Genomic DNA, 13182 nt, shown 5'->3' on the forward strand with positions numbered 1-13182 from the left:
ACATGCCGATAGGGTCCGATCCTGTGGGCCGATCGAGGACCAATTCGGGCCTGGCCGAGGACCTGCTCATCGAGCTGAACCGCGAGGCCGGGGTGCCGCTGCACCGGCAGATCGAGGCGTCCATCCGCGCCGGCATCCGGGCCGGACGGCTGCGAGCGGGCGCGTCGCTGCCGCCCAGCCGCACCCTCGCCGCCGGTCTCGGGGTCTCCCGCGGGGTGGTCGTGGAGGCCTACCAGCAGCTCGTCGCCGAGGGCTACCTCGCCAGCCGATCGGGGGGCTACACCCAGGTGGCCGCGTCGATGCCGCCGGCCGCCGACGGCGCGGGCTCCGCGGCTTCGACGGCGCAGCCGGCCGCGCGCGCGCCCGGCTTCAGGGTCGACTTCGGGTACGGGCGCACCGACGTGTCGCAGTTCCCGCGGGCCGCCTGGCTGCGCTCGGTTCGCAGCGTGCTCACCACCACGCCCAACGACCGGTTCGCCTACCTCGACGGGCGTGGCGTGCCGGAGCTGCACGTGGCCCTGTGCGACTACCTCAACCGGGTGCGCGGCACATCGTCCGTCCCGGGCAACGTGGTGATCTGCAGCGGCTACGGGCAGGGCATCGCGCTGCTGATCCAGGTGCTCGTCCGGCACGGCGCCAGGCGGATCGCCCTGGAAGACCCGTCATCCAACGACGACGCCCGGGTGCTGGCCGCCGCCGCCGGTCTGGACGTGGTCGGCATCCCGGCGGGTCCGGACGGCGTGCAGGTCGATGCGCTGCATCGGGCCGACGCCGATGCGGTCGTGCTCACGCCGTCGCACCAGTGGCCCACCGGTGGAGTGCTGTCGGCCGCGGCGAGGGCCGAGGTGATCGGCTGGGCGAAGGACCGCGGCGCGCTCGTGGTCGAGGACGATTACGACGCGGAGTACCGCTACGACCGGTCGCCGGTGGGCGCCATGCAGGGCCTGGCGCCCGATCAGGTCGTCTACTGCGGTACGGCCAGCAAGACGCTCGCGCCGGGGCTGCGGCTCGGCTGGCTGGTCGTGCCTTCCCACCTGGTCGCCGACGTCGCCGCGGCGAAGGTGCTCGCCGACCGCGGTTCGCCGGTCATCGACCAGCTGACGTTCGCCGACTTCCTCACGCGCGGCGAGTTCGACCGCCACCTGCGCCGGATGCGTCCGGTGTACCGCCGCCGCCGCGACGCGCTGCTGGACGCCCTGCGCGCTCACCTGCCCGATCTGCAACCGGCCGGGATCGCCGCCGGGCAGCACGTGGTCGCCTGGCTCCCGCCCGACCTCGACGAGGCGGCGGTGGTGACGGCCGCCGCCCGGCACGGGCTCGGCATCCACGGCCTCGGCCCGTACCGGATCGCCGGCACCGGACCTGGCGGCCTCATCTTCGGCTACGCCATCCTCGGCGAGAGCGCCATCGCCGAGGGGGTCGCGCTGCTGGCGGCGGCCGTCCAGGAGGTACGGGGATCCTGATCCCGCGCAGGTGCTCGGCCGGTGGCGCGCATCCAGGACCTGCGCATCAGTGTGCCGGGCGGATGTTCTGGTTCAGGTGGAACACGTTGGCCGGGTCGTACGCGGTCTTCACCGCGGTCAGCCGGGCCAGCTTCGCGTCCGAGTACGCCCGCCGCAGGCCGCGCTGCCCATCGGCCAGTTCGTCGGCCGTCAGCGAGTTGACGTACACCCCACTCGCGTACGGCTCGAGCGACGCACCGGCGGCCCGGGCGGCGCCCATCCTGGCATCGTCCTCGGCCGGGTCGCTCCAGCGAGAGCCGGCACCGAACTCGAACATCGTGCCGCGGTGGCTGAACGCCGCGTCTGCTTCAGGGACATCGGCGATCGCGCCGCCGTGCGCCTGCAGGCCGACGCCCGGCAGGTGCGGGCTCGCGCTCAGGTCGGCGCCGCCGCGCAGCAGGAACGCCTCGATCGCCGCGGCGGGGAATCGCCGCAGGTAGTGCCCCTGGGAATAGCGGCGGTAGGCGTGAGCGCCGGTGGAGTCCTCGCGTCGCTGAAGTTCGAGGTACGACGGGGTGGTGACGCGCGACGCGATCGGACGCCCGAGCGCCCGCATCGCAGGGAGCAGCCGGCTGCCCTCGGCCGGGTCGCCGACCCACACGAACCCCAGCGTGGCGATCGGGCCGGTGGGGCCACTGGTGACGCTGGCGGTGAACGTCGCATGCCGGGGCGCGACGGCGTTCAGGTCGCGCCAGCCCTCGATGACCGGGACGGCGTCCTCGGCGCGGAAGTCGAACTCGGCGACCAGCGTCCGCGTGCCGGTGTGATGCAACTGGAACTCGAACTCGGTGACGATGCCGAAGTTGCCGCCACCGCCGCGCAGGCCCCAGAACAGGTCGGGGTTGTGGTCGCGGCTCGCGGTCACCACGTCCCCCTCGGCGGTGACCATCGTGTAGGAGACGACGTTGTCGCAGGCCAGGCCGTACTGGCGGGCCAGCCAGCCCATGCCGCCGCCGAGCGTGAGCCCGCCGACGCCGGTGTGCGAGACGTTGCCGGCGGTGGTGGCCAGGCCGTAGGCCTGGGAGGCCCGGTCCAGCGCGCCGAGCAGCGCGCCGCCCTGCACCCGGGCCCGGCGACGGGCAGGGTCGATCCGCACGCCGCCCATGGGCGTCAGGTCGATCATGAGACCCCCGTCAGGTACGGCGAAGCCTGCGACGTTGTGGCCGCCGCAGCGCACGCCGATCTCCAGGTCCAGTTCCCGGCCCATCCGCACGGCGGCGACCACGTCGGCGACGCCCGCCGCGCGGACGATCACGCGTGGCCGCCGGTCGATCATGGCGTTCCAGACAGTACGGGCGGTGTCGTAGCCGGCGTCGCCAGGCGTGAGGAGCCGGCCGTCGAAGCGAGTCGCTGTCGTTGTCATGCCTCTCAGCCTGACAGGAATCGGTACCCTCGATAGGGTCCGATCCCGTAGGCCGAATGAGGACCAATTCGGCCTACCACTCCGAGGCGCGGGTCCGCCGGGGGGCCGCGATCGAGCGGCCCGCCGGCGTTGATCACGGAACGGCGGTCAGATGACGCTGATCCGTATGTTGCGGAAGCAGACGCGCCCGGTATGGGCCTGCAGGCCGAGGTAGGCGGGCGCGTCAAGGGTGGTCGGCAGGCCGCGGTCAGGATCGGTGTTGGCGAAGGTGGTGACCTGCCGGCCGTTGAGGATCACGGTGTAGTCCTGGCCGCGGACGCGGATCTCGTAGTCGTTCCACTTGCCGGGTGGCCTTGCCGGTGCCGCCGTGTAGGTCTGGCCTTCGACGCCGTAGATGGCGCCGGTGCGGTGGATGTCGGCGCCGTCGGTCCGGGCTAGATCATCGATCTGGATCTCGAAGCCGAAGTCGTCCGCCACCCAGGCGGTGTTGTCGTAGCCCTTGCGGGTGGGATCGGGGAAGCGGATGTACACCCCCGAGTTGTCGTCGGGGCGCGTCAGGCGGTACTGCAACCGCAAGGAGAAGTCGGTCGGGGTGGGGCGGGTGCACCACAGCAGGCCGAGGCCGTCACCGGGGATGGACTGCAGCGCGCCGTCCACGATCTGGAATCGACCGGCGCCGGCCATCCGCCAGGCGCTCATGTCGGTGCCGTCGAACAGCACCTCGTGGTTGTCGCTGGCGACGAAGCGGCGGGTGGGAGTGAGATGTTCGGCCAGCCGGCGGGCGAGCGCGACGCCGGTGAGCATCGGGTTGGGCGAGCCCAGCCGCGGGAACAGCGCCGGGCCCGCCACGTACGCGTTGTCCACCCCGTGCAGGCGGCAGTCCGCGGTGGTGACGGAGCCGGCCGGGTCGTCGCCGAGACGAAGGGTCCCGCCCTCATGATGGGTGGTGCCCAGCTTATTGCGGCGGCGGATGAACGGCACCACCTCGGAGGGAGCCTGCCCGGCCGCCACCGGGTGGAACGTCGTGCCGTCGAGGACCTCGAACGGTGACCCGTTGGCGAAGGCCAGGGCGGCGGCGTCGGCGCAGGCGTCCATCTCGTTCCACAGTTGCTCGTCGGCCTGGCTGGCCGACAGGTGCACGAGCGCGCGGGGGATTCCGTACTCGTCGAGTTCGGGATCCAGCCGGATCTGGCTGGCGGGGTTGTCGGGATCCATCTCGCCGATCCCGCGCAAGGTGATGACCACGTGTGTGTCACTGGCCGTTTGGAACCGGTCGAACAGATCGATGTCGGGCAGCTTCTTGAACAGCTCCGCCTCGGAATCCGCACTTCGGGAGCCGAGGCCGGCGGCGGTGATCTGCAGGTGGAAGAAGCGTTCGCGCCCGCTGTCATCCACCGCGTGTCCCTTGAGGAACAGGGCCGCGGCCATGAGTTCGTGTTCGGTGATGTGGCCCAGCGCCTCCCGTGGGATCCGGATGGTGAGGTTGGAGCGCAGGTGCGCCATCAGCCCGCTGCCGATCGGGCCGGTCTCCGGCAGGGCGTCGAAGGCGTGTAGCGCCAGCCGGGTGCTTTCGATGGTGCCCAGCGCGATGACGACCGCTCCGCCGGGCGGCAGCGGCACATAACCCTGGCTGGTCTGCACGCCGGTGACTTCGCTGCCGCGTGTGTCCAGGCGCAGCACGTGGCATCGAGGGACGATCATCAGCCGCTTGTCGGCGTCGTTCCCGCCCGAGTCGGCCCAGGCGGTACGGGCGGCCTGTACCAGTAGCGGTCCTGCGCTGAACTTGTTGTTCGGGAAGAACCCGGGCCGGGTGCTGGCCTGTACGGCCAGAGGGGCCTCCAGCTTCAGCTGATCCGCCAGTTCCCGCACGTCGTGCTCATCCGCGACCTCAGGGTTCATGCCCAGCAGCCGAGCCAGTTGTGACAGCGAGGAGTGCTCGTCGCGCAAGGCCGGATGGTGGGGGAGCGTCGTCAAGTCCATCGCCCCGGGTACGAGATGCCGGCTCACCGCCTCGTAGAGGCGCTCCCGCAGGGCGTTGTGCAGCGGGCCGAAGATGAAGTCGTTGGTCTGGTCGACACCGATCTGCCGACCGGCCGTATCGAGCTGGCCGTCCTGCAGGTCATCCACCGCAGCCTTCGGCCACACCGTGGGTGACAGCTCCTCGGGCAGCGGCCGGGGCGCCCAGCCGCCCCAGTACAGCGACCGGCCGCCCAAGCAGTAGGCCAGCCCCGGGAACGGCACCGGCGAGTGCCAGGCCAGTCCCCACACCTCGTTGCGTGGCACGTGCGCCTGCCCGGCTTGACGGAGCGCGGCGATGCTCGTCGGGTCGGGGTCCTTCAGACCCAGCATCGGGAGGTTCTGGACGTGCTCGGGAAGCATGAACGGTCCACCCTCGAGCACGAGGATCCGGTGTGTTCGCGAGACGTCGACGTTGAACATGTGCGCGGCCACCACGGCGCCGAAGCTGCCGCCCCCGATGACGACGACATCGAAGGGGCGAGCGCCCGGCGTCGCCTGACTGTCTGTGCTGGCCATCGCCTCGGCCAGGGTGTTGCACACGTACCGTCCGAGGACATCACGTGAGAAATCGGTCTCTTCCATCTGCGTCGTCATGGGCGGCGCCTTTCGTTAGCGCCCCGCAACGAATCCGCAGCATCAGACGCATATCGACACTTTGTGTGACCAAAGTAGCACAGCCGGTAATCAGCGACTCGGGCCGCTCATGGGCCGGGCAGCCGCCGACGGCCAGGCGGGTGCCAGCGGTCACGCCTGGGCCAGCATCGCCCGCACCCCGGGCCCCACCGCCGCGTGGAAGGCCGCGTCCAGTTCGGCGGGGGTGGCGGTGAGCTCCTCATCCACCCACCGTGACAGCAGGGCCATGAACGCCCCGACGACGCAGGTCACCACCAGCTCCAGCGATGTCGAGCGGCGCGCGCCCCGGGCGAGCAGTTCGTCGCGGATGAGGTCCTGCAGCAGCTGTTCGCCGTGGGCCATCACCACCCGGCCGCTGCGCCGCCCGAGCAGCGCCCGCACCAGGTCGCGCTGCTCGAGCACGTGCTCGAACATCGCCAGGCTGAAGGCGAACAGCGGGCCGTCGGCGCTGATGGGCGGGTGCAGGAAGGTGATCTCCGACAGGTTGGAGAACAGCACCGCCTGCTTGCCGTCGAAGTGCGCGTAAAAGGTGGAGCGGCCGACGTCGGCGCGGTCGATGAGGTCGGTGACGGTGACCGCCTCATATCCCTTCTCCAAGATGAGCTCCACCAGCGCGCGCTGGATCGCCTGCCGGGTCCGCCGCACCCGCCTGTCGAGGTTTCCGGGCACTTCGCCACCCCCTGTTCGGTACCGCACAGCCGGCCGGAAGTGATTGTTGACCCCGCCACCGTAACGAACACATCATGCATTACCGAACAGGTTGTTCGAGAGGAGAGATCCATGGGACTGGGCAAGCTGCTGCACGATCACGCTGAGCACGCCGATGTCGGCGGGACGATCGATCACCCACGCGCTTACGAACTCGCCGCGGAGATCGGCTTCCTGGGGCGGCGGCGTGAGATCTTCACCCGGCTGGCCGCGCTGTCCGGGGTCCGTCCGGGCGACCGGGTGCTCGACGTCGGCTGCGGCACCGGCTACCTGACCCGCATCCTGGCCCCCATCGTCAGTCCGGCCGGCCGGGTGACGGGCGTCGACGCGTCGGCGCCCATGGTCGAACACGCTCGTCGTCGCGCCCCGGGCAACTGCTCCTACCAGGTGGGCGAGGGCCAAGCGCTCGACCTGCCCGACGCGGGCTTCGACGTGGTGGTCTCCAGCCTGGCCGTCCACCACATCCCGGCCGCCGAACGCGGTGCCGCCCTGCGGGAGATGTTCCGGGTGCTGCGGCCGGGCGGACGTCTGCTGATCGCCGAGTTCCGCCCGCCCACCAACCACCTGCTCGCCCAGCTCGTCGGCATGGTGTCGGGCCCTGCGATGCGGCACAGCCCGCACGACCTGCTCGGCGACCTGATCCCGGCCGCCGGATTCCACGTCCAGGACGAGGGCGACCTGCCGGTCATGCTCTCCTACGTCCGGGCCTTGCGGCCCTCGACCTGACCGGCGTGACGATCAGGTCGACGGGGGAGCGCCCGACTCCTGTCAGATCCCTTCGCGACGTGGCCGGGCAGCAGCCCAGGCGCACAGCGCCATGAGGACGGCGACCGCGCCGCCGAACGTCATGACCGCCGAAGGGGAGGCGGCGTCGACCACCACACCCCCGAGCAGGGCGCCGGCGGCGATGGTCGCCTGGAAGGAGGAGGTGAACACGATGGTGGCCGCCTCCGTCGCGTGCGGCGCCGAGGCCGCGAACCAGGTCTGCGAGCAGACGGGCACCGCGCCGTAGGCCAGGCCCCACACCACCAGCAGTGCCAGCGCGCCCAGGTGGCTGGTCCCGAGCAGGGGCAGCAGCAGGGTCGCGCAGGCGATCAGGCCGCCGCTCACGGCGAACGTCGCCCCGAGCGCACGCCTCGCCGTGGCCCCCGCGACGAAGTTGCCCGCGATACCGGCGACGCCGTACACCAGCAGGAAGGCCGTGACCACGCCGGGGCCGGCGCCTGTGACCTGCTGCAGGAAGGGGGTCACATAGGTGTAGGTGCCGAAGTGGGCCAGCACGACCAGGAAGGTCAGCACCAGCCCCGCCCGCACGCCGCTGTCGCGCAGCAGTCCGGTCAGGACGCTCAGCCTGGTCACGTGTTCGGCCGGCAGCGGCGGGAGCAGGACGGCCAGCGCCACGAGGATCGCGACGGTCAGCACCCCCATGATGACGAAGGTCGCCCGCCAGCCCGCCAGGTGCCCGACGAGAGTGCCCGCAGGCACGCCGAGCACGGAGCCCAGGGGGACCGCCGAGAAGATCACCGCGGTCGCGGTGCCGGCGTGCGCGGGTCGCACCAGGCGGGCGGCCAGGCCCGCGCCGATCGACCAGAACCCGCCGATGACCAGTCCGACCAGCACCCTGGACACCACCATGACCCCATAGGAGGTGGCGGCGGCGGCCAGGAAGTCGGCGACGGCGAGCAGGAGCATCAGGGCGCACAGCATGAAGCGCCTGTCGAGCCGTCCCGTCGCGACGGTGACGGCGGGGGCGGCGACCGCGGCCAGGATGCCCGGCATCGTCATCATCAGCCCCGCCGCCCCGTCGGAGATCTCGAAGTCGGAGCCGATGGAGGTCAGCAGGCCGATCGGCAGGATCTCCGCGGTGACGATCGAGAAGATTCCCAGCATCACCGAGACGACGGCCAGCCAGCCGATCAGCGGCGAGCGCGCGGCGGAGACGTCCCCGGCAGTGGTTGAGGTTGAAGTGGACACGTGCTCCACTTCAGCGGTTCAGGACCGTGGGGCGCTGGCGGGATTGAGACCTCACCGTCAGCGGGAGGACGGAGACGGCTGTCCCGATCGCGACAGAAAGGGCATTCTGGGGTGTCGTCGTGACACCTGGGAGCCGGCCGATGCCCGAACCACTGCGCCTGGCGGGGCGCGCCGTGCACGAGATCCTGGACGGGCAGGCGGGCAGGCTCGCCCGCGAGCTGGTCCGCGGCTTCGTCGCCGAGATCCCCTTCTACAGGCAGTTACCCGACGAGGAGCTCACGAGCGACATCGTCCAGATCACCGAGCTGAACCTGCGCCTGGTGGCCAGGCTGCTGCGTGAGCGGCGGGCGCCGACGACGGCCGAGCTGGCGCCGCTGCGCGCCTCGGCCGTCCGCAGAGCGCAGGACGGGGTGCCGCTCGAGGCGATCCTGGCCGCCTACCATCGGGGCGCGGGCCGGATCTGGGACCACGTGCTGGCCGGGGCCGCCCCCGAGGACCTGGCCGACGCTCTGACGGCCGGACGGCTGATGCTCGGCTACACCGAGGCCGTCACCGCCGCCGTCTGCGCGGCCTACCGGCACGAACGCGAGAGCCTCCTACGGCAGGAGCAGCACGCCAGACACGCCGCCATCTCCGCCCTGCTCAGCGGCGAACCGCAGGCCACCACCGGGATCAGGCTGGCGACCCGTTACCTGGTGCTGTCGGTGACTCTGGGCGCCCACCCGGACGAGCGTTCTGCCACGACCGCCGCGCGGCGCAGGCTGCACCGCGTGCGCGAGGCGACGCAGAGGTTCTCCGCCGAGCCGGTGCTGTCGCTGCTCGACCTCACCGGTGGGCTGATCCTCGTGCCCGAGCTCGCGTGGGACTCGGCGGGCGCGCTGGTGGCGGCGATCTGCGAGGCGGCTGGTGTGCAGGTGCGCGCCGCGGGCGAGGTCGCGCCGCCCGAGGGGGTGGCGGCGGCGGCCAGGCTGACCCAGGAGGTGCTCGACGTGGTGCACCTGTTCCACCATCCGCCTGGCCTCTACCGGCTGGCCGACGTGCTGCTGGAGTATCAGCTGACCAGGCCGAGCGAGGCGGTGAGCGGCCTGGCCAGGCTGCTCGACCCGCTCACCGACAACCCCGACCTGCTCCGGACGCTCACCGTCTACCTGGAGACGGGCCTGGACAGGCGACGGACGGCCGAGCGGCTGCACGTGCACCCCAACACCGTCGACTACCGGCTGCGCAGGGCCGTCGCGCTGACCGGACTCGACCCCGTGGACCCCGCGCAGCTGCAGAGCATCGGCGCGGCGCTGGCCGCGCGCCGCGTCATGAACCGGCCGCGACCGGCTCCTCCTTCCTCGCCCTGAGCAGGAAGCCCGCGACCGCGGCGGTGAAGAACATGAGCACGCCGTAGGTGGCCGAGGGGATGGCCATCTGCGTGTTGGCGAGCAGACCCGCCGCCACGGTGATGGACAGCGTCGCGTTGTGGATGCCGATCTCCATGCAGGAGGCGATCGCCTGACGCCTGCCGACCCGCGCCAGCCTGGGCGCCCAGTAGCCGACGGCGAGGCTGATGACGCTGAACAGCAGCGTGATCAGGCCGACGTCGCGGATGTAGCCGCCGATGTTGTCGAGCTCCTGGAGCACCGAGGCGACGATCACCAGCGCCAGGATCACCGCCGAGGTGATCTTCACGGGGGTGTGCATGCGCTCGGCGAAGGCGGTGAACCTCGCCCTGGCCAGCATGCCGATCGCCACGGGCACCAGGACGATCGCGAACACCTGCACGCTCTTGTCGAACTGCAGCCCGAGCGTGCCCGCCTCGGCGCCGAAGAAGCCGATCGACAGGTTGGTGATCAGCGGCAGCGTGAAGACGGCCAGCACGGAGTTGATCGCGGTGAGCGTCACGTTGAGCGCCACGTCCCCGCCGAACAGATGGCTGTAGAGATTGGCGGTGGTGCCGCCGGGCGAGGCGGCCAGCAGCATCATGCCGACGGCCAGCACCGGCGGCAGCCCGAACAGCAGGACCAGCGCGAGGCACACGGCCGGCAGCACGAGCACCTGGCAGGCCAGCGCGATGACGCTGGCCTTCGGGTACTGCAGCACGCGGCGGAAGTCGGCGGGCGCCAGCCCGAGCCCGAGACCGAACATGATGACGGCCAGGGCGATGGGCAGCAGGACAGCGGCAAGGCTCATGGGGGGTTCCTGTCGTTAGCGGCGGAAGGGGCCGGTGACCTCGTAGGTGATGCCGCCCGTGCCCGCCGTCTCGCCGCTGGTGCCGCGTTGGGAGGAGAAGTACAGGCGGAAGCCGTCGGGGGAGAAGGCGGGGCCGGTGATCTCCGATCTGCTGTGGCCGTCGAGGCGGAGCACGGGCGCGACGACGCCGTCGGGCGTGATGATGTTGATCTCCATGTTTCCGCCGTCCTCGGCCACGTAGAGGTCGCCCGCGCGGGTGCCGGTGATGTTGTCGACGCCGTCGAGCGTGCCGCCGCCGCCGTAGATCGAACCCAGTGTGCCCGTCCGCGCGTCGTAGGCCCAGACCTTGCGATCTCCCTTGGCGGTGAAGTAGCAGACGCCGCCCGCGTAGTGGCAGCCCTCGCCGCCGTCGAAGTGCAGCGCCTGGCTCACCTGGTGGCGGGTCTGCCGCTGCAGCACGCCCGGCGTCGGGTCGGGGACTTCACGCCAGACCGGTCCCTCGCACAGCACCTCGAGGCGGCCGCTCGACAGCTCGCCCCAGGTCGTGGGGCGGAAGCGGTAGAAGCAGCCGTCCTGCTCGTCCTCGGTGAGGTAGACGACGCGATGGTCGGGGTCGCAGGCGGCGGCCTCGTGCTTGAACCTGCCCATCGCGTTGCGCGGCTGCGCGGGGCGGGCGCCGTACGGGTCGGTCTCGTAGACCTTGCCGCGGAAGATCTCCTCGCACGACAGCCAGGTGCCCCACGGGGTGGCGCCTCCGGCGCAGTTGAGGTTGGTGCCGCTGAGGATGCGGTAGGCCCGCGTGATCGAGCCGTCGGCGGCGAACCTGATCGCCGAGGCGCCGCCGGCGAGCGGGATCTCGGAGTTGGAGACGTAGATCCAGCCGGTGCCGTCGGGGAAGCAGGCGCCCCCGTCGGGCGCGGGGTGCCACAGCAGGCCGCCGACCGGCCGGCCCGACCTGGCGACGATCCTGCTGGTGAAGCCGGACGGCAGGGCGACGCCGTTGGCGTCGGCGGGGCCGAGCGGGCCGTACGGGCTCGCGCCGGCGGCGGCCATGGCGGCCTCCTGCCAGAGGGAGCCGGACAAGGCGGCGGCGGACACGGTCAGGAGGAAGGCACGTCGCTGCATGGCACACACCCTGAGGGGGGCTCGCGCATCTGTGAATTGGGCCAGGCGGCAAACCGGGGCGGCCATTCCTGTGACCCGTCACAAAGGCATGATGTCGCGGGCAGGGCGTCCCTCCGACCCTGGCGGGGGACGCCGCTGACCCACCCCTGCGCGGCTCGGGTTTGCGCAGATCAACCAGAATCTGTCGGAAGTGCGGCGCATCCGGCCTCGGCGATCTGTCAGGAGGCGGGTTCCCCCCTGGCGGACGTGTCTGGGCAGAAGGAAGCCGGCCAGGAAGGTCAGCGCGATCATCGCGGCGACAGTCCAGAGCGCGTCGGAGATCGCGGCGGGGCCTTCGCTGAGCCCGCTGAAGAACACGGTCCCGAGGACGGCTGTTCCCAGTGCGCCGCCGACCTGCTGCAGGGTGGTGAGGGTGCCGGAGGCGGAGCCGGTCTCGTGCGGGTCGACACCGGCCAGCACGATGTCGAAGTAGGGTCCCATGATCAGCCCGGCTCCGATCCCGGTGATGAGCAGCGCCGGAGCGAGCTGCCAGAATCCGGCCTGCGAGTCCAGCGCCGGCACCAGGCCCAGGACGCCGGCGGTCATCGTCACGGCTCCGGCGTGCAAGACCTTCCGGCCATGACGCATGACTGCCTGGACCACGCCCATGCCGACGCCCATGCCGACGGACAGGGGTATGCCCGCCACGGCGGCCCGCAGCGGGCTGAAGCCGAGGCCGAGCTGGAGGTGCAGGTTGAAGACCAGGCCGAACCCGGAGAAGGCGGCGAAGTAGATCGTCCCGGTGGCCATGCCGCCGAGGAAGGCTCGCTTGCGGAACAGACTGGGCATGATCAGGGGGTCGCCGCCGCTGCGGCTCTTGCGCACCTCGTGCCATCCGAAGGCGGTGAACACCGCGACGGAGGCCGCCATCATCGCGAAGGTCCAGGCCGGCCAGCCGTACTCGCGGCCCTGTACCAGCGGGAAGACCAGCAGCAGTGCTCCGCAGGAGGCGAGGAGCGCGCCGGGCAGGTCGAGCCGGACTCCTGGGGCCGGACGGCCGGGGGGCAGGAACGCGATCGCGGCGATGAGGAGCGCCAAGCCGATGGGCAGGTTGATCAGGAAGATCATGCGCCAGCCGGTGCCAAGAAGGTCGGCGTCGACCAGCCACCCCGCCAGGGTCGGGCCGCCCACCGCCGACAGCCCCATGACCGGGCCCATCGCACCGAAGGCCGCCTGCAGTTCCCTGGGCGGGAACATCTCCTTCAGCATGCCGAGCCCCTGCGGGATCATGCAGGCCCCGAACAGGCCCTGCATCGCCCGAGCGGCGATCGCCGTCTCCGGCCCGGTCGCGATCGCGCACAGCAGGGAGCCGGCCACGAAGCCGCCGGCACCGATGAGGAACATGCGCTTTCGACCGGCGATGTCGCCCAGCCTGCCGCCGACCAGCAGGCCGGCGGTCATGGCCAGGGCGTAGGCCACCCCCAGCCATTGGATCAGGGAGGTGCCGCCGCCGAGTTCGGCCCGGATGGTAGGGCCGGCGATGCTGGTGACGGTGGAGTCCAGCATTTCCATCACCGAGCCGGCGAGGATCACCGCCAGAGCCGGCCACCGCCGGCGGTAGGGCGCGGGAGCGGCCGAGGGCGTCGCAGGCGGTGTCAGGAAGTCGGTCATCAAAGGGGTTCCCATACTGTGCGGAGGAGG

Annotated in this window: 10 protein-coding genes; 3 read left to right on the forward strand and 7 right to left on the reverse strand. The window is 71.4% G+C overall.

Annotated elements, in window-relative coordinates:
- Positions 1-23: 23 nt before the first annotated feature.
- Entirely contained in the window at positions 24-1463 is a 1440-nt protein-coding gene (gene pdxR, locus ABFX50_RS38130) for a MocR-like pyridoxine biosynthesis transcription factor PdxR (RefSeq protein ID WP_346153526.1), read from the forward strand.
- 46 nt (positions 1464-1509) lie between these two features.
- Here the strand turns inward: pdxR and ABFX50_RS38135 are convergent, their stop codons facing one another.
- The 3 genes from ABFX50_RS38135 to ABFX50_RS38145 form a co-directional block, all read right to left on the reverse strand.
- Complete coding sequence (locus ABFX50_RS38135) at positions 1510-2865, reverse strand: FAD-binding oxidoreductase (RefSeq protein WP_346153528.1); 1356 nt, start codon at positions 2863-2865, stop codon at positions 1510-1512.
- 147 nt (positions 2866-3012) lie between these two features.
- Positions 3013-5478: a 3-keto-alpha-glucoside-1,2-lyase-like domain-containing protein gene (locus ABFX50_RS38140; protein WP_346153529.1), complete on the reverse strand. Its 2466-nt coding sequence runs from the start codon at positions 5476-5478 to the stop codon at positions 3013-3015.
- 150 nt (positions 5479-5628) lie between these two features.
- Positions 5629-6186, reverse strand: a complete 558-nt coding sequence (locus ABFX50_RS38145; RefSeq protein WP_346153531.1) for a TetR/AcrR family transcriptional regulator — start codon at positions 6184-6186, stop codon at positions 5629-5631.
- Between the two features lie 111 nt (positions 6187-6297).
- On the opposite strand from ABFX50_RS38145, the gene ABFX50_RS38150 reads away from it, so the two are divergent.
- The gene (locus ABFX50_RS38150; RefSeq protein WP_346153533.1) at positions 6298-6951 is read left to right on the forward strand and encodes a class I SAM-dependent methyltransferase; all 654 of its coding nucleotides are present in this window, start codon (positions 6298-6300) and stop codon (positions 6949-6951) included.
- A gap of 42 nt (positions 6952-6993) precedes the next feature.
- On the opposite strand, the gene ABFX50_RS38155 is transcribed toward ABFX50_RS38150, so the two are convergent.
- Complete coding sequence (locus tag ABFX50_RS38155; RefSeq protein WP_346153535.1) at positions 6994-8199, reverse strand: MFS transporter; 1206 nt, start codon at positions 8197-8199, stop codon at positions 6994-6996.
- A 140-nt stretch (positions 8200-8339) separates the two neighbouring features.
- On the opposite strand from ABFX50_RS38155, the gene ABFX50_RS38160 reads away from it, so the two are divergent.
- A complete protein-coding gene (locus ABFX50_RS38160; RefSeq protein ID WP_346153537.1) occupies positions 8340-9548 on the forward strand; it encodes a PucR family transcriptional regulator in 1209 nt (402 codons plus the stop codon).
- Here the strand turns inward: ABFX50_RS38160 and ABFX50_RS38165 are convergent.
- The 3 genes from ABFX50_RS38165 to ABFX50_RS38175 form a co-directional block, all read right to left on the reverse strand.
- Positions 9508-10377: a bile acid:sodium symporter family protein gene (locus ABFX50_RS38165; protein ID WP_346153538.1), complete on the reverse strand. Its 870-nt coding sequence runs from the start codon at positions 10375-10377 to the stop codon at positions 9508-9510. The two genes, ABFX50_RS38160 and ABFX50_RS38165, sit on opposite strands and share 41 nt — an antisense overlap.
- A gap of 15 nt (positions 10378-10392) precedes the next feature.
- Complete coding sequence (locus tag ABFX50_RS38170; RefSeq protein WP_346153540.1) at positions 10393-11502, reverse strand: alkaline phosphatase PhoX; 1110 nt, start codon at positions 11500-11502, stop codon at positions 10393-10395.
- A 78-nt stretch (positions 11503-11580) separates the two neighbouring features.
- Positions 11581-13152: an MFS transporter gene (locus tag ABFX50_RS38175; protein ID WP_346153542.1), complete on the reverse strand. Its 1572-nt coding sequence runs from the start codon at positions 13150-13152 to the stop codon at positions 11581-11583.
- Positions 13153-13182 lie beyond the last annotated feature (30 nt).

Origin of the sequence: Nonomuraea recticatena (assembly GCF_039533245.1) — a bacterium.
Classification (GTDB): Bacteria; Actinomycetota; Actinomycetes; order Streptosporangiales; family Streptosporangiaceae; genus Nonomuraea; species Nonomuraea roseola.